The following is a 25544-nucleotide window of genomic DNA, read 5'->3' as shown; positions in this document are numbered from 1 at the left end:
TATGGGCGTAGTTCTCAACGCGTGCCGACCTCGGGTCGACACAGGTTGCCCGCGTGGTGGAATGGTAGACACAAGAGACTTAAAATCTCTGGGCCGGAAGGCCGTGCCGGTTCGAGTCCGGCCGCGGGTACCACACACAGCTCCTTAGACCGGATAGTCGAGCCTTGTGATCAGCTGCCAGATATCTCGGTTCAGGGTGGATAGATCTTCGACAACCTGTTCTATCTCGCGCAGGGCCTCACCATCCAGAGTATCCGTGCGACCCATTTTGATGTCTGTTTTCCGGTCCGCAATGCGCATCAGAATGGTCTTGGGGTTGCCGCTTTCTGGGTCAAACGAATAGATGCAGTGATTGAACCGGTTGCGAATGCCGGATAGTTTCCCTAGCCGTTTTGTGTGCTCCAGGATCGGGTCCCGAATGCCCTCGGGGCGGCCATCCATTTTCGCTAGCCGCTCAACCAGATCAATCCGGGCGCGGGTCGTGTTCAGGGTCAGAAAGATGATAACGGCAGAGTCTTTGCTGGTTCCAGCCAGACCGGCAATCAGGTGGATCAACAGGCTTTCGGTGTTGGTCCACATATAGTTTAACCGCCCCACCAACAGGATAAGCCGGTCAAACCGTTCTTCCACGAGATCAGCCAACACGGGGGCTTTGCGCATCAAAAGGCGCAACCTCGAAATAGAAATGAGCGGCGGCGGTCCGGTTGCTGACCCCGATCTTGCCGACCACGTTATGCATATGCAACTTGACGGTATGTTCCGTAATCCCCAGCCCGGCGGCGATGACCTTGTTGCTCTGACCTTGAGACACCAACCTGAGGACCTCTTTTTCCCGTTTTGTCAGCCTGTCGAAGAGTTCAACCTGCTGTGAGTCGGCGGGCTTGGGCGTTACAGATGATGCTGGGGCCTTGCAGGGGTTCGCCTTAGGGCCCGCGACACAATCCGCGAGGAAGCTGGGCAGGTGCAGCTGCTCATGCATCAGAAGCCTCAGGATCGACCGCCACACATCAGGGGCGACGTTCATAGGCAGAAAGCCGATCTCGCCGTACCGACTGCGATCCCAGCGTTCAAACAGATGCCGGGCTGCGGCATCCTTGCGATAAGAAAACGCGAGGCATCCAAACGGAACCTGTGCCGCGTATTTACTTGGCCGTTCCAGCAGATCCTCCAGCATGACCTGATCTACGACCAGAACGCGGCTAGCATTTGCTTTGGCAGATGTTAGGTCGTCCAGTGAATCGAAACGCGATGCGCGAACGTCAAATTCGTTCTGGACGCTTCTGAGGGTCTGATTGGAGAGAAAAAGCTCTCGACCAATGAAGTGAATTGAAAGGTCTTCGGTCTTGATATTCTGGTAGGCGTAGTCACGCTCAGACGAGTCAATCATTACTGTCCCCCCACTAAAAAACCGAACTGCAATTCGCAGTTTTTCACACAAGTAATTCGGGCAGTTCGAAAGCCGAAATAGTCTTAAAAATATAGACTTATTGTAGATGAAATGTAGGGGGTCAGCAACCGGATCAGGGCTATTTACCAGACGTCAAAAAGCGCTTGCAAATCATTTGATTGAGTGAATCCATTCTATGGATGTCAGGTACAGGAGGTTTCAGCGATGGTATCGGTTCGTTCAGTATTGCGTCAAATTCCCGACCCGCGCGGCAAAAAGGGCCGTCAACACCCACTTGAAGCGCTGGTCGGGTTGATGCTTCTCTCCATGCTCAGTGGGCGCAAGGGTATGATGGCGGCGTTCCGCCTTGGTCGTACGCTCACGCCGCGTCAACTCATGCGCTTGGGGTTCCGTCGCGGGCGCGCGTCACCCTGCCATGCAACGCTAACGGAAACGCTACGTATTCTCGACCCGGCCACCCTGGCGCAGGCCTTTGGGCGGCTTACGGCACCAGCACAAGATGATGAAGATCACCATCAGATCGCTATTGATGGCAAAACTCTACGTGGCAGCAAGGACGCGGCAGGCAAGGCGGAACATGTGTTGTCGGGGTTCTGCGCGACGCTTGAACAATCCGTCGGACACACATCATCGCGCGGCAAGGGCATGGAAATACCTGATGCCCTGCGGCTGCTGAACCAGATTGACCTTGCGGGACAGATCGTCACCGGGGATGCCATTTTCTGCCAAAAAACAGTCACTTCCAAAGTTGTGGAAAGGGGTGGCGATTACGTGTTCCCTGTAAAGAACAATCAGAAAGACCTGCGGGGAGAAATCGAAACGGCGTTCAAGACGCCGGTTTTTCCCCCTGTTGGAATGGCGGGAGACGCCGCAATCGGGGCACGGCAGAATCGACCAGCGCCGCATCGAGATCCTTCCCGTCGAGGCATTGAGTGAGCACATGCGCAAGCAGTGGCCAACGATCCGCAGTATCGCCTGCATCAGCCGAACCCGCGAGCATATCCGCGCCGGGCAGATTACCAGAACACAGGCCGAGACAGTGTATCTCATCACCAGCCTGACGCGGCCCAAACCCAAAGACATCCTGCGCCTGAACCGTAACCATTGGCGCATCGAGACCATGCACCGCGACAAGGATGTCACTCTGGGAGAGGATCGCTACACCAACCGATCTGACAACGCGCCACGCAATATCTTTACCCTTGTCAGCGCGACCAGAACCTTGCTCAAGCGCATATCGAAATCACCAACAAAGGCTATCGAAATCACCAACAAAGGCTATCGAAATGATGCAGGACAACCGCGCAAGGGCTATCAGAATCGTCACAGATCAACCCAAAAACACCTTTCTCTGAATCGCCCTGCAACCGGATATTCGGATTTGATACTTGGTCCTAGAACCATTGATTAGGGTTGTGTTCCGGTGATTTCGGGTAAGTAGAGGGAATTCAATGTAGAAAAGCGTGCAATTTTGACCCCCTAAGCGGGGAAATCGGCGTCCAAATTTGACCCCTCCCTATGGTTGTAGACATCCTTTTCATTGAGCAGTCGATGGAGAGGCAAGCGGGATGATTTGCGTGGAAACTATTAGAAAAGTGCGTCGCTTACACCTGATCGAAAAAAAGAGCATCAAGGAAATTTGCCGTTCGCTCAATTTGAGCCGTGCAACGGTTCGAAAGATAATCCGATCGGGAGTGACGGAGTTCAAATATGAGCGCAAATCGCAGCCATACCCGGTGCTCGGGCCTTGGCGCGCGCGTCTGGATGAAACGCTTGAGGAGAACGAGGCGCTTCCGAAGAAACACCGCAAGCGGATGACCAAAATCTGGAAGGAACTCTCCGATGATGGTTTTGGCGGCGGGTATGACAGTGTTCGACGCTACACAAAGAATTGGCGCATTGCGCACGGCCGACAACAGGCGCAGGCGTTCATCCCGCTGATCTTTGATCCTGGGGAGGCGTACCAGTTCGACTGGAGTGTGGAGACGGTTTTGATGGACGGTGCACTCACGACCGTGAAGGTTGCCCATTTCAAACTTTGCCATAGCCGCATGCCATTCTCCATTGCCTATCCGCGCGAGACGCAGGAGATGGTCTTTGATGCCCACGACGAGGCCTTCAAATTCTTTGGTGGAGGCTGCATCAACGGGATCTACGATAACATGACGACCGCCGTCGATGCGATCCTGTCGGGCAAGGAAAGAAAGTTCAACAAGGCATTCTCCCGGATGTGTTCTCATCATCTGGTGAACCCGATCGCCTGTACGCGCGCGGCCGGTTGGGAGAAGGGTCAGGTTGAGAATCTGGTCAAGGAGAGCTGCGCCTATAGTTTTACACCGCGTCTGGAGGTGGCCGACTTCGATGAATTGAATGCCCGGCTGCAAAAAGACGCGATCAAACGCGCAAAAGAACTGCGGCATCCGGAAAACCTGGAGGTGACGGTCTGGGAGGAGTTCCAGCAGGAAAAGCCGCTGCTGACGCATCTGCAGAAGCCCTTCGTCGGGTTCCGTGAAAAGACGGTCGCCGTGAGCCGAACCTGCCTGATCAACTTCGAAAGAAACAAATACAGCGTTGAGGCAAGAGCTGTTGGACGTCAGGTCCAGTTGCAGGTCTACGCCACGCGGATTGTCCTGCGCCAAGACGGTGAGATTGTCGGAGAGCACGAACGGTGCTTCGGCCGAGGAAAAACGATCTTCAACCCTTGGCACTATGTGCCCGTCCTCAAGCGCAAGCCTGGCGCTCTGCGCAATGGAGCACCGTTCCGTGACTGGGACCTACCACCGGCAATGACGCAGATCTGGACCCATCTGCGGGGCACATCCGACGGAGACCGGCAACTTGCCGATATTCTTTTCGCTGCTTACCAGCACGACATTGATGTGGTCGAGGCTGCCTGCGAAGAAGCTCTAAAATCTGGCCTGCGCAAGGCCGATGCGATCCTGAACATTGTCTCTCGGCGCACCAATCCCCCGCCGCCAAAGGCGATTGAGCCGCCTGCCCACCTGCAGCTGAAAATGGCACCGATCGCGGATTGCGCTCGCTATGACAGGCTTGGAGGCTCCCATGCAACTGCGTAAGGAAATTCTCGAACTTGCCCGTCAACTGAAGTTGCCAGGCATCGTCAACTGCTTTGACGAAGTGATGCAGGCCGCAGCCAAAAACAACTGGCGGCCCCAACAGGTCGTGGCCGAACTCCTCACGGCCGAACTGGCCGAAAAGACTGCGCGCTCGATCCGGTATCAGATGGGTGCCGCAAAGTTCCCGGTCTGCAAGTCCTTACCTGAGTTCGACTTCACGGTCAGCCCCGTCAACGAGGAAGTCGTGCGCAATCTTCATGACGGCGATTTTATGGACCAGGCCAGGAATGGCGTGCTGGTCGGTGGAACCGGATCGGGCAAAACGCATCTCGCAACAGCGATCGGGGGCCACGCGGTCAATAACCGCCGGCGGGTCAGGTTCTTCAGCGCTGTGGATCTCGCGAACAAGCTGGAGGCTGAACATCGCGAAGGCAACGCCGGGCGGCTCAGCGAGCAGCTGATCCGCGTCGACCTCGTGATTATAGACGAACTCGGTTATCTGCCGTTCGCAGAGTCTGGTGGACGATTACTCTTCCATCTCATCAGCAAACTGTACGAGCGAACGTCTATTCTGCTAACAACCAACCTCGCATTTGCTGAATGGCCGAGTGTGTTCACAGATGCCAAAATGACCACTGCTCTCCTGGATCGACTGACACACCATTGCGATATCATCGAAACCGGGAACGAAAGCTGGCGAATTAACCACCGCGACTAACCTCGAAATCGGGGAATAAATTCAAAACAGACAGCAGGTCAAACCTTCAGTCGAGCTACGCTCTCTTTTCGGTTTGACCTGCTGTCCACCCCCTCCTGAATCAACCTAAACACGACCCCCTCAACGCCCCTCTTAGCTCCAAGGGGGGTCAAATTTGGACGCCGATGGGGGGTCATTATTCAATGCCGATTGACAGAATTCAACGGCTTCTTTCGTCTAAGACCAATCGGTAGGGTTTTAGGTCGGATTTTTTAGCGAAAACTCCGACCACTCCCGCAATATGCCAGAATTTCAACAGACTAGCCGTTCTAGAGCTTTTCGATAGCTTGGCAGCTTTGTCAAAGGCTGCGACGCTTCCTCTACTTCAGATTGCGAAGGTTTTTCCTTTAACGCCCGCTTTTCGTGCATTTTCGCGAATCTCTTTTCAGCGGGGACGTCGGCTTAGCCGGGAAAGGAGGTGCAGAAAGCTCGGAACCAACAGACCGCAGGGATATGCGCTTAGGCATACCGTGCGGATTTTTGTTTCAACCGCACAGGTAACCACCTTTGAGATGAATGGTGGTCAGGTGCGCCAATAGAGTGGAAATCAATATGTCTGACCGTAGAATTCTATCCCCAGTCACAACCGTCGAAGAAATTGATGTCGAAGACATGGACCCGGTCGTTGAAGACCCGGGTGTTGAAGATCCTGAAATGGAGATGGCTGAAAACGCCCAACAGCAGCAACAGCAACAACAACAGTCTGTCGACAACACAAACGGCGGTGACGACAGCAACACCAATGGTGGCAACGACAGTAACACCAATGGCGGAAACGACAGCAACACGAACGGTGGTAATGACAGCAACACCAATGGTGGTAACGCCTGACTTCCGACATTTTTTCGTATAAGTCATTGATATTATTATGCCTTGGTTGCCAAAAGGCACTACACGGACTTTTTTCGCCAGCGATTGTTTCGGAGTGTTGAGGGAGCTCAGGCTTTGGTCTGGCCAGTTTTTCGGGTGCGCCCGGGGGGTATCTTGAAAGGGGCTTCGTTCCAGGTCAGGCCGACGCAGGTGAGGATGCGTCTGGCATCGACCGTGGCATGGCTTGGCATGCCGTAGCGGTCAGGGGTGCCTTTGTGGCGCAGGATCGAGAGCTGCAATGCGTTCAACTCGTTGCGGATACGAGCCGGGCTCATCGGGTGTCCGAGCAGGTCCAGATGCTTGCGCAGGTGCTGCAGGCAGCAGAAGGCCATGTAGCAGATGGCGATATGGGCCCGGACCCGACGCGGCGACCAGTGATAGATGGGCCGGATTTTCAGATCGTGCTTGTTGGTGCGGAAGCAGGCTTCGATCTCCCACAACTGGTGATAGCGGGCAATGACGTCCTGTGCCTCCAGTTCGTCCGCACCATGAACAACAATGGCATGCAGCCCGTCCCATTGTGCCGCTGCCTTGATCTTTGCATCATCCAGCGTGACGTCCCCGCTGTCGGGGAAGGCCAGGAAGCGGCCATATCCCCGGCTGCTGAAGCTGCCGGGTTTGCGAGAGCGCTTGAGCTTCTTGTGCAGCTTTTCGATTGCCTTGTCGCGCTTGTGGGCATCATTGCGTGCCCGGGTGGGTGACCAGGTCACAATGACCCGCGCTCCCTCCTGGTCGATCACCTTGTACCAGCCCTTCTCGGTTGCCTCTTCAGAACCGTGTCCAGCCCAAGGCTGGCGTCCCTCCGGGCTCAAAATGTTCGCCTTCACGGCGGCCGGGGCGGACTTCATGCGATAGCCGAGGATGTAGGGCAGACCCTTGTTCTGCAACATCTGCTGGTTGTCCTTGCTGAGCATGGCGGCATCGGCCACGAACGTGACCCTGGCCACGTCGAAGCGTCCCTCCAACGCCTTCAGCGCAGCTTCCAGCGTATGACCTTCCCAGGTGTTTCCCGGGAAGAGTTCATAGCCCACAGGCAGCCCATCGGAGGTGACGATCAGCGCCAGCATGACCTGAGCGCGGTGATGCTTGCCATCCTTGCTGAAGCCCTTGGCCAGAAGATGATCCTGCTCGACCCCGTCCGCATCCTCGGCCGGGTCCTCGCGCTCGGTGTCAAAGGCCAGGGTCGTGCAATCGTAGAACAGCACGGTCACTGGCCCGCCCAGCAACTTCTCTGCCGCCGCGTGAGAGGTTTTGCAAATCCCGTCTATCACCGGCGTATTGATGTAATCCATGCTCCGATAGACCACGTCCAGATTGAGCGTGATGCCTGCCTGGTTCTCCAACGCCTCCACGGTCGCGCGCTTGCTCTCGGGCTGTGCGATCCGCGCCATAACCAGCTCTTTCACAATGCGATTGGCACTTTTACGCGCCGCCCCCAGAAGGGCCCCCCAACCCAGTTGGTCATACATCGTCCCCATGACATCCCGCAGACCCAGAGAGACCCGCGCCTCCTCACGGCACTCGGCAAGATCAACGCCAAGCTTGTCCGGCCGCGGAGCGCGGCGCACCAGCGCCTGCAGATCGGCATATTCCGTGGGCGTGAACAGTTCCATTTGCGGCGAGCGATCAATGCGTAATTGCTCCATCAAGCGGCCCGCCAGACGCTTGATATCCTCAATCTCGCTGTCGTTATGGGCCACACCCACATGGCGCAGGATCTTCTGGCGTACCTTGGAGCCGGTGCGGACGGATTCAACGATCTGGATCCGTGTGCGGTTGAGCTTTGCGTCATGTTTGGTGCGGATGAACATGGGCGAAGAGGTTAGCCATCTGAAGGCCCATGTCAATACTTTTTATAATAATGGGGCACTACAACGCGCCTCTGAGCAACCACACCTGAAAACAAACCAAAAACCCAGTCAGATCAACAAAAAGGTCGGAAGTCAGGAATTCTATCCCCAGTCACAACCGTCGAAGAAATTGATGTCGAAGACATGGACCCGGTCGTTGAAGACCCGGGTGTTGAAGATCCTGAAATGGAGATGGCTGAAAACGCCCAACAGCAGCAACAGCAACAACAACAGTCTGTCGACAACACAAACGGCGGTGACGACAGCAACACCAATGGTGGCAACGACAGTAACACCAATGGCGGAAACGACAGCAACACGAACGGTGGTAATGACAGCAACACCAATGGTGGTAACGACAGCAATACCGTTCGCGACAATGGCAACAGCACCAATGACAATGTGAACCGGGTCGATATCGACTTTGGTGAAGGTGAGTGGATCCCGCGCGACGATGACAAGGTCGATGTGGAAATTGCCGATGATGCCTCGACCGGCGACGTGATCACGGCCGGAGACGACGTGAACTATGATCCGGGCGACGATCTGAACCTGGACTTCTCGTTGAACGGCGAAGGCAATGACATGGCCTCGTTCAACAACCAGTATGCCAGCCTGACGGACAATGACACGCTGAACGGTGCGACCGTGTCCAACTCCGGTACGTTCGAACAGAATGGTGATGCCAATGGCGGCACCGCGACTGCAGAAGAGGGTATCGACACATCGTCCGATGGTGGAGCGTCTGGCAGCGGTGGCACCAGCCATGGCGGTGATGCGTGGGGTGATACCCATGGCAGCACTTCGATGGCCCTCGGTGGCCACTCCGGAGATGCGAACGGCGCGGCAACCGGTGGTGCGGGCGCAAGCTCGGGCGAGGCGCATAACGGCAGCCTCGGTCTCGGCTTGTCCGGTGCGCATGCGGATGGCACTGGTACTGGCGCAGCAGGCGGCAATGCCAACAGCAACTCGACCGCGAATAATACCGGGTCGTCCAGCGCAAGTGGCTCCGGGAATGGCGGAGAAGGTGGCGCGGCCGGATCTCTTGGTCTTGGCTTGGGTCTTGGCCTGTCTGGTTCGAACGCTGACGGCAACGCCAACGGCGGCGACAATACGTCTGGCTCGCTAGGAACCGGCCTTGGTCTTGCAGGAACAGATGCATCCGCACAAGGCTCGAATGCTGGCAGTGGTAATGCGCAATCCAGCGGCAGTGCCGATAACACAAGCTCTGGTAGCAATCAGGCCAACGGCGCGACCGCAGGTAGTAACAATGCTGCGGGCATCGCGGGTTCTGGCGCATTGGGTGCCAATGACGCAGATGGCGGCAACGGTCCGGGCGGTAGCGGCTCCGGTGGTAATGGGACCGGAGGCAATGGTCCGGGCGGTGCCGGGACTGGCGGCAATGGGCCAGGCGGAGCCGGCACCGGTGGCAACGGGCCGGGTGGTTCGGGCACAGGTGGCAACGGACCGGGCGGAACTGGCACGGGTGGCAACGGACCGGGTGGTTCGGGCTCCGGTGGCAATGGTCCGGGCGGTGCAGGCCCAGGTGGTGCAGGTCCCGGTGGTACGTCAGGTACAGCCGAAGGTGCCCTGTCTGCCCTGAACCAGCAGAACCTTGGTCTTGGCCTGAATCTGGCCGATCCTGATCCGACAACTGGCGGTGGCGGCACAGCTGGAGATGCAACCGGAACCGGCGGCGCTGGATCTGGCGGAGCAGGCTCGGGCGGCAACGGTCCCGGTGGTACTGGAGCGGGCGGCAATGGACCCGGCGGAGCCGGTTCTGGCGGCAATGGCCCTGGTGGCGCGGGTGCTGGCGGGAATGGTCCCGGTGGTGCAGGTGCTGGCGGTAACGGTCCTGGCGGTGCAGGCACTGGCGGCATGGGCATGGGCGGCAATGGCCCAGGCGGTGCAGGTGCCGGTGGCGCAGGCGGTGGCCGCGTCGACACAAGTTCGGACGCGCAAGGCGTTGGCGACCAGTCTGCGACCGGTCCTGACATCTCGCAAAGCCCGGGCGACGTAACAGGTGCGACCAACAACCTGCAAACACCCGATGGTTCGGGCGGAGCCGGTGGCAGCAATGCGACCGATGGCACGGCCGAAGCAACCGGAACCGGTGAATCGACTGCCGAAGGTACTGGTGGCGCAGGTGGTATGACCTCGCCGACGTCGACATCGACCGGTAGTGGTGCTGGATCCGCGGATGCGACCAACACTGCTGGCGATGGTGGTGACAATGAGGTGTTTGCAGAAGCTGACACCGATGGAACCGCTGACAGTCTGGCCGAAGCGATTGCCGGGTATGGCGGCGCGGGGTCTGCTGACAACGATGCGACCTCGACTGGAACCGGCAGCGCGACGGGATCGGCAATGTCCGGTGACGGCGGCTATGGTGGAGCGGCCACAGCGGCTGGCGGTACCAGCGGCGCGGTCATGGGAAGCTCGACCGGCGGCATGACAAATGGTGCAACCAATACCGGTGGCGAAGCCTCGGGCGCCAATTCTGGCGCAGGTGGTGCAGGCGGAAACGCCGGTACCTGGGGTTCCGACAACGGTGGCGATGGCATCGTGAACGGCGAATCCTATGCTTCGGCCGCGGCTGTTGTCGATACGGCGGCGTTCAACCAGTCGATCGTCATGGGCGCAAACGTCCTTGGTAACTCGGTCGATACGACCATGGTGGGCGGCTCGATGACGTCGTCCTACGCCAGCGACGATACCGAGGTCTAAGACCCGTTTCGGGCTCTGCCATTTTCAGAGCCCGAGCTTATTTCAAAACCGCCGGGGGCGCGACACGTGGCCCCGGCTTAGCAAACCCAAAGCGGAAATTTTCGGCCGTCGCGGGTGACAAGGAACCTTAATATGTCCCTCGACAGCATTACTGAAACGATTGCACATTTTGTTGGAACTTTTGAGCTGACAATCGAACAAGGGCGATTGAGAGACCAGTATGAAGAGTTCACCGCGCTTAGGCGGAAAGTCGAACTTGAAGATCTGTCAGATCCCACGAGAATTGAGGTCAAGGCCACGTTGAAGGCCGATCCGGGCGATTATGCCCCGATCCCTTTCAAATTCAACACACCTCCGGCCGAGCTGCCGCCACCACCCCCGGCAAACGGCCCGAACTATGAGACAAACATTTTCCTCGACCCACCGGAGGGTCCTTCTGAGGCGGTACGCGAGGCGGCATTGGGTCCGTCGGAAGCACCGCCTTTGATGCTGTTCCAGTTTCAGAACGAACTGATTGGATCAGCAGTCACTTACACGTTCTAGACATTGTTCCTGCGCGACAATGACGTCGTCGGAGAAGGGGCGTTCCGCGACGTTGAGGCCCTGATCAGTGCGGGGCAGGGCATGCTCGAGGCCGCGCTGACATTCCATGCGGTGGCGGCGCCGTCCTTTGCGTTGGCCGACTATGCGTCGCTTGAACTGCTCTCTGAGATCGCCGAGCAGATCGTGAACCCGATGAACTCCAATATCGAAGGTGTCACGGTTCACCAGTTCCACGGCGAAGACGCCGTTGGTGTGATCATAAACGGCGAAAAGGTTGAAGAGGCCCTGGAATGGGATGATCTCCTTCCCGCCTATCACCAACCAGATGAGGAAACCGAAACGCCGGATATGCTGCCCGTAGAATGGGACCGCTCGGATGATGAAGAATTTGCGGACGGCCATATGGTCATCGCGGGCGGTAACCTTGCGGTCAACGAAGTGGCGGCAACGATTGCCTGGATCGATGCGCCCTATATAGCCGTGGGCGGCAAGGCGATGGATCTGACCGTGATCAGCCAGGTCGCTGTGATTTCCGACTGGGACCAGATCGAACAAGGCGGGAGCAGCGGAACCAAGGTGGTGCAGTCAGCCTCGGTCAGTGTTGAGGCGAAAGCCGCCTATTGGCTGAACCAGGCCGAGGGGGGCGAAGGGCAACCCGCCTTTGCCTCAGTCGATTGGATCAGTGGCGATCTGGTCGTTGCGAATTTCATCAAGCAAGAGATCGACGCCACGGATATCGACCACATCCAGACCGAAATCTCGGCCAGCACGACGCTCTATGCGATGGGTGACAACCAGATGGTCAACGTCACCGAGATTGTCCAGTTGGGCAGCTACTATGATGTGATCATGATCGGTGGCAACATGATCTCGGTCGATATGCTGTTCCAGACCAACGTGTTGATGGATGACGATATCGTAACCGGCGGCTCGATCTCGGCGCAGGGTGATGAAAACCTTGTCATGAACGAGGCCTCGGTGTCGAAAACGGGTGAGGTCAGCCACCAGGAGCTGCACCAGGATATGGCTAATGCCATGGCGCTGGGTGAAGCAGACATGGACGCGCTTGAGGACGCATTGCTCAACGATCCCATGTTCGCAGGGATGGAGCAGATCCGTGCCCTGAAAATCGAGGGCGATCTGCTGCAGGTCAACATCATGGAACAGGTTACCATGCTGCTGGATCAGGACGATGTGCACGTGTCTGGGCCCAAGGCGGCCGAGACGGAAATCATCGCGGGCAGCAATGCCCTGTTGAATGCGGCAAATGTTGCCAAGGCTGGGATCGACTCGGTGGTGATGGCGGCTGAGGAAACCTATTCCGATCTGCTCCTGCATCAGGCCAGCCTGTATGATGTGCCGGATCAGGAGGGCGTCTCTGAGCTGACAAATGATGCCATCGCCGTGTTGATGGAAGAGGCCAATAGCGAGCTGGCCAAGATCCACGAAACCGTCGCCAAACAAACAGCCCCGACCGAGATGGCGGGCGCTGACGACGGCCTGCAGTCCATGCTGGCCTGATTTCCTGTAATTATAGCGAGTGACCGGAAGGTTAGTTTATGTCGATTGTGTTTTCGTCGCGCCGCTCCATCTGTTCCAGCCCTTTGGATCGAAATGGCGGCGTTGCCGTGTCCGAGGCGCCGCGTACCGAAAAGGGATCGAATACGCCGCAAGAACCCAAAGATTCAGCCCTGCTTCTGCTGCATGATGCGCTTCGCGTCGATACGCCAGACGCGTCGCGGGGCGAGGAGCAAATGGCAGCTAAGTCTTGTACTGCAGAACCAAAGAACACTCACCGCGCCGATTCTCCCCTTCGGCGCGAACAGCCGCAACCTTCGCAAGATACGACCTCTGAAGGTGGCGGCGCTGGGGTGGCCGAAGCCGAGGCCTCTGATCCTGTTGACACCAACATACCCAAAGCGCGTAAGATCCCCTCTGCGCGCACAGATGGTGGGGATCGCATAGGCACTACGATTGAGGCCAAGGCAAACGAGCCGTTGCCGCCGACCAAGTCCGGCGGTGGTGACGGCAATGGGCCACCCCACACCTTTCACAAGCGAACCCCGCCCGAGGATTTCCGGCGCACATTGCGGGTCTCGATGCGCGCGATCTACCGCAATCTGGTGTTCGTTCTGGTGCTGACCTGCGCCACCAATATTCTGATCCTCGCCATTCCGATCTACCTTTTTCAGATCAGCGACCGGGTCCTGACCAGCCGGTCCCTAGATACGCTGATCATGCTGACCACGATCGTTGCCGGAGCGGTGATCTTTCAAGCGGCCTTTGATGCGGTCCGTCGGTTCATGCTGATGCGCACGGCGGTCGAAGTGGCCGCGCGGCTGGGCGCCCCCGTGCTGAGCGCTGCGGCCCATGCCTCATTGCACGGCAATGGTCGCGAGTATCAGACCCTTGGGGATCTGCAGCAGGTACGCGGTTTCTTGGTCTCGGGTACGCTGATCTCATTCCTGGATGTGCCCTTTGCACCTCTTTTCATCCTGATGATCTTTCTGGTGCATCCGCAGCTTGGCATGATCGTGGTCGTAACGGCCCTGTTGCTGATGACGATTGCGCTGATCAACCAGAAAACGACCGCGAAACCGTTTGCCGAGGCGAACAAAGCCCAGTCCATGGCGAACCAGCATCTGGATTCGATGTCGCGCAACAGTCAGATCATCAACGCGCTTGCGATGATCCCCGAGGCCGTTCGGATCTGGGGCCGCGACACCGCGCAATCGCTGACATGGCAGGTGCGCGCGCAGGATCGCAATGTGATCTTCGCGGCTATTTCGCGGGCCGTGCGTCTGCTGACCCAGATCGCCATCCTGGGGTGGGGCGCATTTCTGGCCCTGCAAGGTGAGATCACCGGAGGCATGGTCATTGCAGCCTCGATTATCGCCGGGCGTGCCTTTGCGCCCATCGAAGGCTCGATTGAAGGGTGGAACGGCTTTCTTCTTACCCGCGGGGCGTATGGGCGGATCAACGCGCTCCTGTCCAATTCCGCGCTTCAGTTCGAAAAACTGCGCTTGCCGCGTCCCGAAGGTCGGCTGGATGTTGAACGCCTACTTTACGTTCCCGGAGGGACCAAACGCGTGGTTCTGAACGGTATCACATTCGCACTTAATCCCGGTGAAACGCTGGCGATCATCGGCAATTCCGGCGCGGGCAAGACGACGCTGGGCAAGACGCTTGTGGGTTCGATCCTGCCGACCTCGGGCAGTGTGCGGCTGGACCTGATGGACATCCGCAACTGGGACCCGCGCCAGTTTGGTGAAAGCATCGGCTACCTGCCGCAGGATGTGCAGCTGTTCCCCGGCACCATCAAGGACAATATCGGTCGGATGCGAGAGGACGCGACCGACGAACAAATCCACGACGCTGCTGTTCTGGCCGATGTCCACAACATGATCGCAACCCTGCCGCAGGGTTATGAAACCGTTGTCGCCGCTGATGGATCGCCCCTGTCGGGAGGGCAGAAACAGCGCATTGCTTTAGCGCGCGCTTTCTTTGGCAACCCGCGTCTGGTGGTGTTGGATGAGCCGAACTCGAACCTCGACGTGGCGGGGGATCAGGCGCTGGCACGGGCGATTGCGCAGGCAAAGGACAGCAAGATCACAGTCGTTGTGATTACGCAAAAGCCAACGCTTCTGAATGTGGTGGACAAGATCATGCTGCTGACCGACGGGCGCGTCGCCTTGTTCGGCCAGCGTGAACAGGTGCTGCAGCAACTGAATGCGCCACGAAAACAACCCGGCATCGAAGGCCAGCAGGGGGGCTGATCATGAACGATATCGTACCCGTCAACACGTCTCCGTCCGAGCCGACAGTCTGGTATTCCGAGGTTCCGCGCTCAATCAATCGTCTGATCGTGGTGGGGTTCGTGATGCTTGTCGTATGCTTCGGCGGCTTCGGCGTCTGGGCCTTCAGTGCGCCACTGGCGGCGGCCGTTATCGCGCAGGGCAGCTTTGTCGCAACCGGTCGGAACAAGATCGTTCAGCACCTTGAGGGGGGGATTATCGAGGATATCAAAGTCTCGGAAGGTGAGGCCGTGCAGGCCGGTCAGGTCCTGATGACGCTGGATCAGACCTCGGCCGAGGCAAATGAGAGAGAGCTGTTTATCCGCAAGATCCGCCTGCAAGCCATGACCGAGCGGTTGCTGGCGGAATATGGCGAGCGCGAAAAGCTCAACTTCTCCCCCGACCTGATCGATGCATCAAATGATGTTGAGGTGATGACGATCCTCGATGGCCAACGTCTCAGCTTTGATGTCTCGCGCAAAACGCTGCTGAACGATGTCGCGCTTCTGGCGCGCAACATGGAGGCCTTAAGGATCCGCGCCAGCGGGTTTGAGGCACAGTTGAAGAGCATGCAGAGACGCTCGGAGATCCTGCAAGAAGAGTTCGAGACAAAGGAAGCCTTGTTCGAAAAAGGATTGGTGCGCAAAGGCGATCTCAATACGATCCGCCGCGTTCAGGCCGAGGCCGATGGTCAGCAGGCCCGCCTGCAGGCCGAAGCAGCCGAGATCAACCAGATGCTGTTGAAATACGAAGAACAGATCTCCCGCACCCGGTCAGCCTATCGCGAGGCTGCGCTGGATGAGTTGGGTGTGATAGAAGCCGACCTTGAAAGTGTGCGTGAGAAATCCCGACAAGCCCGCAGCGTTCTGGCCCGCGCGGTCGTGCGTGCGCCCGTCACCGGGACAGTTGTACGCCTGCACTATCACACGCCTGGCGGGGTGATCGAAACCGGCGAGCCTATCGCCGAGATCCTGCCTGCCGACGCTCCGCTGATTATCGAGGCTCAGATTCCCCGCACCGAGATCGACAGCGTCGTCACCGGCCAGGACGCGACGGTGCGCCTGATCGCGCTCAATCAGCGCACAACCCCGGTTCTGAGCGGTCAGGTCTTCTATGTCTCAGCCGATGCGCTGGTCGAGGATTCCCAAGGCGTCCCGCAAGAGGTCTATCTGGCGCGCATTTCCCTGACACCTGAGGAATTGAAACGCGTCCGGGGGTTCGTGCCCACTCCGGGTATGCCGGCCGAGATCATGATCCAGACCGAAGAACGCACTTTTGCCGCCTATATCGCCAAACCAGTCTCAGACAGCATGTCTCGGGCATTTCGCGAGCAATAGGTTGATTTGGCTACACCAACCCGTCGTCGCATGCTAATCCTCGCATGTGTAGGCGAAAAGGGGGCGGTGCAAATGCCACTAACAGTGAAGGACATGATGGAAGCGGCCAATGCGGTGGTCGCGCGCATCGAAGTGGATCAAGCCAAGGCGATGATCGAGGGCGGAGCGCTTCTGCTGGATGTCCGCGACGTGGTCGAGCTTCAGCAATCAGGTCGTGCGACCGGCGCGCATCACATCCCGCGCGGCATGCTTGAGTTCCGTGCCGATAACACCCTGAAATCCCATGACCCCGAGTTGCGCAAAGACCGGGCCGTTATCCTCTATTGCGCCGCGGGAGGGCGCGCGGCGCTGGCAGGGAAGCTCCTCAAGGATATGGGCTATGACGAGGTTTACAACCTTGGCGGCCTTGCGGATTGGGTCAATGGCGGCGGCGAGACTGTGTCCGCCTAGAGGCGTAGGTTAAGCGTTCAGGAAGGCCCGGACGGCGGCCTCAAATTCACGGGGTTTTTCGGCATGCAACCAATGCCCTGCCCCCGGGATTTTGGCAAAGCGCGCGGCGGGAAAGAGGGTTTTGATCTTGTCGCGGTGTTCGGGCAGAACATAATCGGAATTGGCCCCGACCAGAAACAGCGCTGGGCCACCCCAATGGGCGTTTATTTCTGGGAACCCCATGATCTTGGGCATCTCGGATGCCAGAGCATCAAGGTTTAGAAGCCAGCGTTTCCCCTCGATATCCAGCGATTGGGTGAAGAAGCTCTGCAAAGCCGGATCAACCCCTTGCTCTGCCAGCTGTTCCGCCGCGTCCGACCGGCGCGTGACCCGCGAGAAGTCGACCGCGCGCATCGCCTCGATGAACTGGATCTGGCTATGGCCGTAGGTCACCGGCGCAATATCGGCGACCACCAGTTTGCGAACCATATCCCCGTGTTGCAAAGCCAGCATCATGGCGGCCTTACCCCCCATCGAATGCCCCACCACATCGGCTGATCCACCAAGGCTCTCGATCACTTCCGCCAGATCGGACGCGAGATCGGGATAGTCGTGCTGGTCGCTCCACAGGCTCTGAGAGTGGTTGCGCATGTCGACGGCAATCACCTGCCGCTCGTCGGAAAGACGTCGCGAGATGACGCCCCAGTTGCGGGCCGAGCCATAAAGCCCGTGCGCAATCAACAGGGGTGGGGTGTCCGTCGGGTCGCCATGGATGATCGTATTCAGCATAGTCATGTGATACGCGCGACTGCACCGAACAACCAGCCCCATTGTCGCTCCAGTACAAGGCGGTTAAGTTGTCCCGTCAGGAGGCGCAGATGACCCAGGAAACCGATATCCAGACCCAGATCGCGCAGACCATTCAGTTGCTGCGTAAGAAACTGGGGGTCAAGGACAAGACGCTGATCGCCTCGGTTCGCCGCGCCAAGCGACGTTTGCCGCGCAAAGTCTACAAGCAGGCGATGGTGTTGGCGCAAGCCGAACCGATGGCAGAACATCCGAAACTGCGTCTAGTTCTGGACGGGCCGAAGCTTGAGAAAGCCTCGGATGAGGTGCAGAGCCATCTGAATGCGATCAACTTGGCGGACCGTCGACTGGGATGGTTTCTGAGCTTTCTTGGTTCGGTCGCGTTGGGTCTGATCGCTTTGGCAGCAGTGGCGATGATTGTGCTGCGTTGGCGCGGGTACATCTGACTCAAACTTTATTGCAACGAAAAACGGCGCCATGTCTGGCGCCGTTTTCTTATTTTCTATCCGAGAAGAATCAGAGGTTCGGGTAGATAGGGAAGCGGGCACAGAGGTCGGCGACTTCGGCTTTGACCTTGGCCTCGACCTCGGCATTGCCGTCTTCGCCATTGGCGGCCAGACCGTCGACCACTTCGATGATCCAGTCCGCGATCTGGCGGAACTCGACCTCGCCGAAGCCGCGTGTGGTGCCGGCTGGGGAACCCAGACGGATGCCCGAGGTGATGGTCGGCTTCTCGGGGTCAAACGGCACGCCGTTCTTGTTGCAGGTAATATGCGCCCGGCCCAAAGCCTTCTCGGTCGCGTTGCCCTTCACACCTTTGGGGCGCAGGTCGACCAGCACCACATGGGTGTCGGTGCCGTGGGTCACCGTGTCCAGACCGCCCTTGATCAGCTGATCCGACAGCGCCTGCGCGTTGGTGATGACTTGGCTGATATAGGTCTTGAACTCGGGGCGCAGAGCCTCGCCGAAGGCAACGGCTTTACCTGCGATGACATGCATCAGCGGGCCACCCTGAATGCCGGGGAAGATCGCCGAATTCACTTTCTTAGCGATATCTTCATCATTGGTCAGGATCATACCCCCACGAGGCCCACGCAGGGTCTTGTGGGTTGTCGTCGTCGCGACATGCGCGTGCGGGAAGGGGCTGGGATGCTCGCCTGCGGCCACAAGACCGGCGAAATGCGCCATGTCCACGTGCAGATAGGCGCCAACCATGTCGGCGATCTCGCGCATGCGGGCAAAGTCGATCTGACGCGGGATGGCCGAGCCGCCTGCGATGATCAGCTTAGGGTTATGCTCTTTCGCCAGCGCCTCGACCTGATCGTAGTCGAGCATGTTGTCTTCTTTGCGGACACCGTATTGTACGGCGTTGAACCACTTGCCCGATTGGTTCGGGCGGGCACCGTGGGTGAGGTGACCACCGGCATCCAGGCTCATGCCCAGAATGGTGTCGCCGGGCTGGATCAGCGCCTGGAACACGCCCTGGTTCGCCTGGCTGCCCGAGTTCGGCTGCACGTTGGCGAAACCGCAACCAAACAGCTCTTTCGCGCGGTCGATGGCCAGGTTTTCGGCGATATCGACGAACTGGCAGCCGCCATAGTAGCGACGACCGGGGTAGCCTTCGGCGTATTTGTTAGTCATCACCGAGCCCTGCGCCTCCATCACGGCGGCAGAGACGATGTTTTCCGACGCGATCAGCTCGATCTCGTCGCGCTGACGGCCCAGTTCGGACGTGATCGAGCCGAAAAGCTCAGGATCACGGTCCGACAAAGACTGGGTGAAAAAACCTGTGTCACGGAGATTGGCGTTCATGATAGCTCCACATGTCTGGGGTATTGCTTGCGGATTTCCTATCGGAAACCCTACCGAGGCAACAGCTTTAAAGCGACGAATTGCACGGCGTGGGCGTCAACTCTGGCCTATTGGGGAAAGGTATGTTTGTTTCGGAACCAAATGTGCAGCACCGGAAACCGGAAAAAATGAAAAAGAGAATCGCTTTTCTCGCAAGCGAGGCTGACGTCGCGCAATCAGCCCGCGAGGTCCTGGTCGCCAAATACGGAAACGCCGCGCCGCGCGATGCGGATGTGGTGGTGGCATTGGGTGGCGATGGGTTCATGCTGCGCACGCTCAAGAACATGCAGCACCTCGATGCGCCGGTATACGGGATGAACCGCGGGACCATTGGGTTCCTGATGAACACCTATTCTGACACTGATCTCTTAGAACGTCTCGATGACGCCGAGGTGGAGGTCATCAATCCTCTGGCCATGCGCGCCATGGATCAATCCGGGAAACTGCATGAAGCGCTGGCGATTAATGAAGTGTCACTGTTGCGCGCAGGTCCGCAAGCGGCGCGTCTGAAGATCAGCGTCGATGGCCGCGAAAGGATGGGAGAACTTGTCTGTGACGGCGCGCTTCTGTCTACGCCTGCGGGATCGACCGCATATAATTACTCGGCCCATGGTCCGATTTTGCCGATCGGGGCGGATGTATTGGCCTTGACCGCGATCGCGGCATTTCGGCCCCGTCGGTGGCGCGGAGCCTTGCTGCCCAAAACCGCAACAGTTCGCATAGACGTGCTGGATGCCAAAAAACGCCCGGTGATGGCCGATGCTGATTCAATTTCCTTTCCTGACATTGATTGGGTCGAGATCTGCTCGGAATCCGAAATCACCCATCGCATTCTTTTCGACCCCGGACATGGCCTTGAAGAGCGCCTGATTTCTGAACAATTCACTTAGAATTTCGTCAGTTTTGAAAAATAATTTTTCCTTGTGTGAACAAGTTCACATGCGAGTGAGCATGCAATAGGTAATGTGATCTTGCCTGGAGAACACGCTTAGGTGGGAGTGAGTGGCCACCAAACAGCGTTTTCGACATACTTGCGCATTTTTTGCGCTGGCGAGGGTGGGTGGTGCCACGCTCGTTATCTGAAATCCAGGCATATTTAAGCAAGCGGACCCCGGGCACAAAAACCCGGGGTCGATTTTTTTGGGGGGGTCAGTCGGAGCGGGTCATTCGCTCCCAAAGAGGTTTGCACATCTGCCCGACCCGCGCCTCGATCGCCGCCGCCGCATCGACTGCCAGATCTTCACGCCAACGACGCGCTGCGATCTGAACATTGATGGGCTGCAGGCCGTTGGGCAATTCTGCCAGTCTTGCCGGAACGCAGGCGGCAGGCAGGCCAAGGAAGTTCATCGCATAGGAATAGACCGCGCAGCCGAGAACCTCATGCACGCCCTCGGCCCCTTCGGTGTCGCGGTCCGGTTTGAAAAAGGGTTGAGGTAAGAAGGGAGACAGGACCAGAGGGTAGTCTTCAAGGAAGAGGGACCACTCACGGGCATAGTGGCTTCGTTTGGCGAGCATTCGCAGCAGTTCAGTCTGTCGAGAACATTCTGAATTGTCCGGTGTAGGTAACATGCCAATTGTCCGCTTCAGTTGATTGCGCGGTGGCCCAATTCGGAGGGAGCCGTAGGCGACCGTAGATTTGGGCCACCGCGTTCGCGCCACGTCGAAGCGGGTCACGCGACTTTGTGTTTGCTATCCTCCTGTGTGATGGGTGATCCGTCAGGCTGGTAGCGGCCAATGCATCTCGGGCCGTGGAAGATGACCAGTTGACCATCGGGGTATTCGTGGACCCTGACCTTCGCCTTGACGAAATGATGACGGTGCCTGTCTGCCGCGATCTGCATGACCAGGCCCTTGTAGCGCACCGTATTGTCGTTGCCGACGACGCGGTCTTCCTGCACACACAGGGTGTCGCGCACATTGCCTGTAAACGGCACGAAGGCCGAGGTCGTATCCTCCGGCTCCTTTGCAAACAGGGCATTGTGTTCGGGAAGATAGACCTCTTTCAGGAACTGATTGGCCTCTTCAATGGTTGTGATCCCATGGGACCGCAGTTCCTGCGGCAATCGGTTCTGGAACGTGCCAAACATGCGTTCAGACCGTCCACGGGCCTGCGGTGAATAGGCCGGGATCAGCTCAATGCCGAGTTGCTGCAAGGCGCGCCCGACCTGGGTCAGATTGTCCTTGTCCACTTTGCCGCCCGCTTCGGGCGTATGCCAGTAATGAGAGCCCCGATCGGCATAGAGCGAGCAAAACAGACCTTGCGCCTCGATCACCTCTGTCAGCCCCTGAAAACTGCTCATCGTCCCTTCTTCCTCGACAAAGAATGCCGAATAAACCCGGTTGGTGGCATCGTCCATGGTGACGATCAGATCCCACCACTGACCCGGAACCCATTCATGGCTGGAGCCGTCCTGATGCAACATCATGCCAACCATCGGACGGCGGGGCCGCTTGCGCCGATGGGCACCTCGTCGGGGTGCTGCCTGAACCCGGCCGTGGCGCTGCAGTGTAAGCCGCACCCAGTTGTAGCTCTGTGTGAAACCATGGTGGGCCACCAGCTTCTCGTGGAAATGCTTCGGCGTGTAATCCCAGTACTTGGTATCAAACAGTTCAAGCATCTCCATGACCTTATCCGTGGCAACACGATTGTTGGCCAGTTTGCCAAGCCGACGGTCGTACAGACCTTCTGCACCATCCGCCTCAAATCGATCCTCCCAACGCCTGACGGTGCGCACGGATACACCCAGTATCTCAGCCGCCTGTTCTTGCGTCAGCTTGTTCGCGCTTCGCCGCGAATACACATCTTCAAACTTCATCAGTCGAACTTCCTGTAACACTTCTGCTCGGTTCATAACGCCTCCTCTCAGAGACAGAATAGAACCGGACAGATCGCATGTTACATACACCGGACATATCGCGTGTTAGCGACATTCGCAGCAGTTCAGTCTCGACGATGGGTGGAAATTCCTGAAAATAGACCTCGAAGATATTTTGGATGGTTTGGGAACCGGCCGCCTGGATATCGGATTTCAGAAGGGTTAGAACCTCACCCATCAATGTTCGGTATCCGATGCGACCGCATTCGAAGACATCAGGAGGATCGACCTCGTCGACCTGATAGCCCGCATCGACCAGCGCATCGCGCGCAGTGTCCAGCGCCTTTTCGACCTCTGGGTGAAGGGCGTATCCGAACGTGTTTTTGGTATAGGCCACTTTGATCGGGGCGTCCAAAGCCTCACCTCGCCATGGCAAAGGAACATGAAACGGGTCGCGCGGGTCTGGGGCGATCAGGCTGGGCATCGACAGGGACAGGTCAGCCGCGGACCGGGTGATCAGACCCTGAACGGACATGGATTGAGCAAGTATTCCGCGCTCAGTCGTTTGGCTGGGGTTCCAGGCGGGAACGCGACCAAGGCCGGGTTTGACCGTGACTGCTCCGTTGGCGGCAGCCGGAAACCTGAGGCTTCCGCCAATGTCATTGCCATGCGCCAAAACGCCAATACCGGCCATGACCGCCGCCCCGGCACCGCCCGATGACCCTCCGGCTGAGATATGCCGACCCCAGGGATTGTGCGTGCGTCCATAAAGCGGATTATCGGTGTCGGCGCGGAAGGAAAACTCGGGCGTGTTGGTCCGGCCGATCACGATGGCACCGGCGTTTTGAAGGTTCGATACAACAGGCGCGTCATCAGGGGCGATAACATCTTTCAGCGCCACGACCCCGTTTGTCGTCGCGTGGCCCTTTTCCTGACTTCCGACATTTTTTCGTATAAGTCATTGATATTATTATGCCTTGGTTGCCAAAAGGCACTACACGGACTTTTTTCGCCAGCGATTGTTTCGGAGTGTTGAGGGAGCTCAGGCTTTGGTCTGGCCAGTTTTTCGGGTGCGCCCGGGGGGTATCTTGAAAGGGGCTTCGTTCCAGGTCAGGCCGACGCAGGTGAGGATGCGTCTGGCATCGACCGTGGCATGGCTTGGCATGCCGTAGCGGTCAGGGGTGCCTTTGTGGCGCAGGATCGAGAGCTGCAATGCGTTCAACTCGTTGCGGATACGAGCCGGGCTCATCGGGTGTCCGAGCAGGTCCAGATGCTTGCGCAGGTGCTGCAGGCAGCAGAAGGCCATGTAGCAGATGGCGATATGGGCCCGGACCCGACGCGGCGACCAGTGATAGATGGGCCGGATTTTCAGATCGTGCTTGTTGGTGCGGAAGCAGGCTTCGATCTCCCACAACTGGTGATAGCGGGCAATGACGTCCTGTGCCTCCAGTTCGTCCGCACCATGAACAACAATGGCATGCAGCCCGTCCCATTGTGCCGCTGCCTTGATCTTTGCATCATCCAGCGTGACGTCCCCGCTGTCGGGGAAGGCCAGGAAGCGGCCATATCCCCGGCTGCTGAAGCTGCCGGGTTTGCGAGAGCGCTTGAGCTTCTTGTGCAGCTTTTCGATTGCCTTGTCGCGCTTGTGGGCATCATTGCGTGCCCGGGTGGGTGACCAGGTCACAATGACCCGCGCTCCCTCCTGGTCGATCACCTTGTACCAGCCCTTCTCGGTTGCCTCTTCAGAACCGTGTCCAGCCCAAGGCTGGCGTCCCTCCGGGCTCAAAATGTTCGCCTTCACGGCGGCCGGGGCGGACTTCATGCGATAGCCGAGGATGTAGGGCAGACCCTTGTTCTGCAACATCTGCTGGTTGTCCTTGCTGAGCATGGCGGCATCGGCCACGAACGTGACCCTGGCCACGTCGAAGCGTCCCTCCAACGCCTTCAGCGCAGCTTCCAGCGTATGACCTTCCCAGGTGTTTCCCGGGAAGAGTTCATAGCCCACAGGCAGCCCATCGGAGGTGACGATCAGCGCCAGCATGACCTGAGCGCGGTGATGCTTGCCATCCTTGCTGAAGCCCTTGGCCAGAAGATGATCCTGCTCGACCCCGTCCGCATCCTCGGCCGGGTCCTCGCGCTCGGTGTCAAAGGCCAGGGTCGTGCAATCGTAGAACAGCACGGTCACTGGCCCGCCCAGCAACTTCTCTGCCGCCGCGTGAGAGGTTTTGCAAATCCCGTCTATCACCGGCGTATTGATGTAATCCATGCTCCGATAGACCACGTCCAGATTGAGCGTGATGCCTGCCTGGTTCTCCAACGCCTCCACGGTCGCGCGCTTGCTCTCGGGCTGTGCGATCCGCGCCATAACCAGCTCTTTCACAATGCGATTGGCACTTTTACGCGCCGCCCCCAGAAGGGCCCCCCAACCCAGTTGGTCATACATCGTCCCCATGACATCCCGCAGACCCAGAGAGACCCGCGCCTCCTCACGGCACTCGGCAAGATCAACGCCAAGCTTGTCCGGCCGCGGAGCGCGGCGCACCAGCGCCTGCAGATCGGCATATTCCGTGGGCGTGAACAGTTCCATTTGCGGCGAGCGATCAATGCGTAATTGCTCCATCAAGCGGCCCGCCAGACGCTTGATATCCTCAATCTCGCTGTCGTTATGGGCCACACCCACATGGCGCAGGATCTTCTGGCGTACCTTGGAGCCGGTGCGGACGGATTCAACGATCTGGATCCGTGTGCGGTTGAGCTTTGCGTCATGTTTGGTGCGGATGAACATGGGCGAAGAGGTTAGCCATCTGAAGGCCCATGTCAATACTTTTTATAATAATGGGGCACTACAACGCGCCTCTGAGCAACCACACCTGAAAACAAACCAAAAACCCAGTCAGATCAACAAAAAGGTCGGAAGTCAGGATCAGGGGCGATAACATCTTTCAGCGCCACGACCCCGTTTGTCGTCGCGTGGCCCTTTTGATCGACATTGATCTTGATGGTTATCGGCACCCCGTGCAGCGGCCCAGTCGGTGCCCCTGCTGCCCGTGCTTGATCCAAGGCGCGCGCGCGTTTCAAGGCCTGCTGGCTCAGATCCTCGACCACAGCATTTAGATCGGGATTGACGGCATTCATGCGAGAGATGGAGGATGCGACAGCGTCCTCAGCACTCAGGTCACCGTTGCGGGTCAGGGTGGTCAGCTCAGTGGCGCTGAGTTGCCAGATTTTGCTTTGAGTCATGGGCCCTCACTGTCTTAGCAAGACAGTAAGGGGCATGT

At 58.1% G+C, this 25544-nt stretch carries 23 protein-coding genes, 1 tRNA gene and 2 pseudogenes; 16 read left to right on the top strand and 10 right to left on the bottom strand.

Annotated elements, in window-relative coordinates:
- Positions 1 to 47 precede the first annotated feature (47 nt).
- Positions 48 to 133: transfer RNA gene (locus ACOERD_RS19030), tRNA-Leu, on the top strand.
- Between the two features lie 11 nt (positions 134 to 144).
- Here the strand turns inward: ACOERD_RS19030 and ACOERD_RS19025 are convergent.
- The gene (locus tag ACOERD_RS19025) at positions 145 to 660 is read right to left on the bottom strand and encodes a hypothetical protein (RefSeq protein ID WP_170691295.1); all 516 of its coding nucleotides are present in this window, start codon (positions 658 to 660) and stop codon (positions 145 to 147) included.
- A complete protein-coding gene (locus ACOERD_RS19020) occupies positions 635 to 1387 on the bottom strand; it encodes a response regulator transcription factor (protein ID WP_170677261.1) in 753 nt (250 codons plus the stop codon). The genes ACOERD_RS19025 and ACOERD_RS19020 overlap by 26 nt, the downstream gene beginning before the upstream one ends.
- A gap of 225 nt (positions 1388 to 1612) precedes the next feature.
- Here ACOERD_RS19020 and ACOERD_RS19015 point away from each other — a divergent pair, with 225 nt between their 5' ends.
- The 5 genes from ACOERD_RS19015 to ACOERD_RS18995 all read left to right on the top strand — a co-directional run bounded on the left by ACOERD_RS19015 (position 1613) and on the right by ACOERD_RS18995 (position 6073).
- Positions 1613 to 2344, top strand: a complete 732-nt coding sequence (locus tag ACOERD_RS19015) for an ISAs1 family transposase (RefSeq protein ID WP_419737836.1) — start codon at positions 1613 to 1615, stop codon at positions 2342 to 2344.
- Complete coding sequence (locus ACOERD_RS19010) at positions 2259 to 2819, top strand: ISAs1 family transposase (protein ID WP_419740057.1); 561 nt, start codon at positions 2259 to 2261, stop codon at positions 2817 to 2819. The genes ACOERD_RS19015 and ACOERD_RS19010 overlap by 86 nt, the downstream gene beginning before the upstream one ends.
- 157 nt (positions 2820 to 2976) lie before the next feature.
- Positions 2977 to 4485 carry an IS21 family transposase gene (istA, locus tag ACOERD_RS19005; RefSeq protein WP_419740056.1) on the top strand — a complete coding sequence of 503 codons (1509 nt, stop codon included), beginning with the start codon at positions 2977 to 2979 and terminating at the stop codon, positions 4483 to 4485.
- Positions 4472 to 5203 (top strand): IS21-like element helper ATPase IstB, encoded by a 732-nt coding sequence (gene istB / locus ACOERD_RS19000; RefSeq protein ID WP_419737606.1) that lies wholly within the window; start codon positions 4472 to 4474, stop codon positions 5201 to 5203. Before istA ends, istB begins: the two co-directional genes overlap by 14 nt.
- Before the next feature lie 591 nt (positions 5204 to 5794).
- Positions 5795 to 6073, top strand: a complete 279-nt coding sequence (locus ACOERD_RS18995) for a hypothetical protein (RefSeq protein WP_419740055.1) — start codon at positions 5795 to 5797, stop codon at positions 6071 to 6073.
- A 107-nt stretch (positions 6074 to 6180) separates the two neighbouring features.
- Here the strand turns inward: ACOERD_RS18995 and ACOERD_RS18990 are convergent, their stop codons facing one another.
- Positions 6181 to 7923 carry an IS1634 family transposase gene (locus ACOERD_RS18990; protein ID WP_419737624.1) on the bottom strand — a complete coding sequence of 581 codons (1743 nt, stop codon included), beginning with the start codon at positions 7921 to 7923 and terminating at the stop codon, positions 6181 to 6183.
- Here ACOERD_RS18990 and ACOERD_RS18985 point away from each other — a divergent pair.
- The 7 genes from ACOERD_RS18985 to ACOERD_RS18955 all read left to right on the top strand — a co-directional run bounded on the left by ACOERD_RS18985 (position 7916) and on the right by ACOERD_RS18955 (position 16813).
- Positions 7916 to 8368, top strand: coding sequence for a hypothetical protein (locus ACOERD_RS18985; RefSeq protein ID WP_419740054.1), 453 nt, complete (start codon positions 7916 to 7918; stop codon positions 8366 to 8368). The genes ACOERD_RS18990 and ACOERD_RS18985 overlap by 8 nt on opposite strands.
- Complete coding sequence (locus tag ACOERD_RS18980; RefSeq protein WP_419740053.1) at positions 8365 to 10689, top strand: hypothetical protein; 2325 nt, start codon at positions 8365 to 8367, stop codon at positions 10687 to 10689. Before ACOERD_RS18985 ends, ACOERD_RS18980 begins: the two co-directional genes overlap by 4 nt.
- A gap of 132 nt (positions 10690 to 10821) precedes the next feature.
- The gene (locus ACOERD_RS18975; protein WP_419740052.1) at positions 10822 to 11232 is read left to right on the top strand and encodes a hypothetical protein; all 411 of its coding nucleotides are present in this window, start codon (positions 10822 to 10824) and stop codon (positions 11230 to 11232) included.
- Between the two features lie 3 nt (positions 11233 to 11235).
- Entirely contained in the window at positions 11236 to 12753 is a 1518-nt protein-coding gene (locus ACOERD_RS18970) for a type I secretion protein (protein WP_419740051.1), read from the top strand.
- A 233-nt stretch (positions 12754 to 12986) separates the two neighbouring features.
- Positions 12987 to 15008, top strand: coding sequence for a type I secretion system permease/ATPase (locus tag ACOERD_RS18965; RefSeq protein WP_419740050.1), 2022 nt, complete (start codon positions 12987 to 12989; stop codon positions 15006 to 15008).
- A gap of 2 nt (positions 15009 to 15010) precedes the next feature.
- Entirely contained in the window at positions 15011 to 16363 is a 1353-nt protein-coding gene (locus ACOERD_RS18960) for an HlyD family type I secretion periplasmic adaptor subunit (protein ID WP_170765951.1), read from the top strand.
- A 72-nt stretch (positions 16364 to 16435) separates the two neighbouring features.
- The gene (locus ACOERD_RS18955; RefSeq protein WP_419740049.1) at positions 16436 to 16813 is read left to right on the top strand and encodes a rhodanese-like domain-containing protein; all 378 of its coding nucleotides are present in this window, start codon (positions 16436 to 16438) and stop codon (positions 16811 to 16813) included.
- Between the two features lie 9 nt (positions 16814 to 16822).
- On the opposite strand, the gene ACOERD_RS18950 is transcribed toward ACOERD_RS18955, so the two are convergent.
- Complete coding sequence (locus ACOERD_RS18950; RefSeq protein ID WP_419740170.1) at positions 16823 to 17581, bottom strand: alpha/beta fold hydrolase; 759 nt, start codon at positions 17579 to 17581, stop codon at positions 16823 to 16825.
- A gap of 89 nt (positions 17582 to 17670) precedes the next feature.
- Between ACOERD_RS18950 and ACOERD_RS18945 the strand changes: the two genes are divergently transcribed.
- Positions 17671 to 18045 carry a hypothetical protein gene (locus ACOERD_RS18945; protein WP_419740048.1) on the top strand — a complete coding sequence of 125 codons (375 nt, stop codon included), beginning with the start codon at positions 17671 to 17673 and terminating at the stop codon, positions 18043 to 18045.
- A 70-nt stretch (positions 18046 to 18115) separates the two neighbouring features.
- On the opposite strand, the gene glyA is transcribed toward ACOERD_RS18945, so the two are convergent.
- Positions 18116 to 19411 (bottom strand): serine hydroxymethyltransferase, encoded by a 1296-nt coding sequence (gene glyA, locus ACOERD_RS18940; protein ID WP_170800314.1) that lies wholly within the window; start codon positions 19409 to 19411, stop codon positions 18116 to 18118.
- A gap of 122 nt (positions 19412 to 19533) precedes the next feature.
- Between glyA and ACOERD_RS18935 the strand changes: the two genes are divergently transcribed.
- A complete protein-coding gene (locus ACOERD_RS18935; RefSeq protein WP_419740047.1) occupies positions 19534 to 20340 on the top strand; it encodes an NAD kinase in 807 nt (268 codons plus the stop codon).
- 259 nt (positions 20341 to 20599) lie between these two features.
- Here the strand turns inward: ACOERD_RS18935 and ACOERD_RS18930 are convergent, their stop codons facing one another.
- The 4 genes and pseudogenes from ACOERD_RS18930 to ACOERD_RS18915 form a co-directional block, all read right to left on the bottom strand.
- Positions 20600 to 21109, bottom strand: a complete 510-nt coding sequence (locus tag ACOERD_RS18930; protein WP_419740169.1) for an amidase family protein — start codon at positions 21107 to 21109, stop codon at positions 20600 to 20602.
- An 11-nt stretch (positions 21110 to 21120) separates the two neighbouring features.
- Entirely contained in the window at positions 21121 to 22302 is a 1182-nt protein-coding gene (locus tag ACOERD_RS18925) for an ISNCY family transposase (RefSeq protein ID WP_419737631.1), read from the bottom strand.
- 64 nt (positions 22303 to 22366) lie between these two features.
- A pseudogene (locus ACOERD_RS18920) lies at positions 22367 to 23194 on the bottom strand (amidase family protein); the annotation flags it as partial.
- Positions 23195 to 23308: 114 nt separating this feature from the next.
- Positions 23309 to 25051, bottom strand: a complete 1743-nt coding sequence (locus ACOERD_RS18915) for an IS1634 family transposase (protein WP_419737624.1) — start codon at positions 25049 to 25051, stop codon at positions 23309 to 23311.
- Between ACOERD_RS18915 and ACOERD_RS18910 the strand changes: the two genes are divergently transcribed.
- On the top strand, positions 25044 to 25202 hold the full coding sequence (locus ACOERD_RS18910) for a hypothetical protein (RefSeq protein ID WP_419740046.1): 159 nt from the start codon (positions 25044 to 25046) through the stop codon (positions 25200 to 25202). The two genes, ACOERD_RS18915 and ACOERD_RS18910, sit on opposite strands and share 8 nt — an antisense overlap.
- On the opposite strand, the pseudogene ACOERD_RS18905 reads toward ACOERD_RS18910, so the two are convergent.
- Positions 25189 to 25506, bottom strand: a pseudogene (locus ACOERD_RS18905) (amidase family protein); the annotation flags it as partial. The gene ACOERD_RS18910 and the pseudogene ACOERD_RS18905 overlap by 14 nt on opposite strands.
- Positions 25507 to 25544: the final 38 nt, after the last annotated feature.

It is taken from the genome of Ruegeria sp. (assembly GCF_965199275.1).
In the GTDB taxonomy this organism is placed as follows: domain Bacteria; phylum Pseudomonadota; class Alphaproteobacteria; order Rhodobacterales; family Rhodobacteraceae; genus Ruegeria.
The sequence above is the reverse complement of the archived record's forward strand: the minus strand, read 5'-3'. Positions and strand labels throughout refer to the sequence as shown.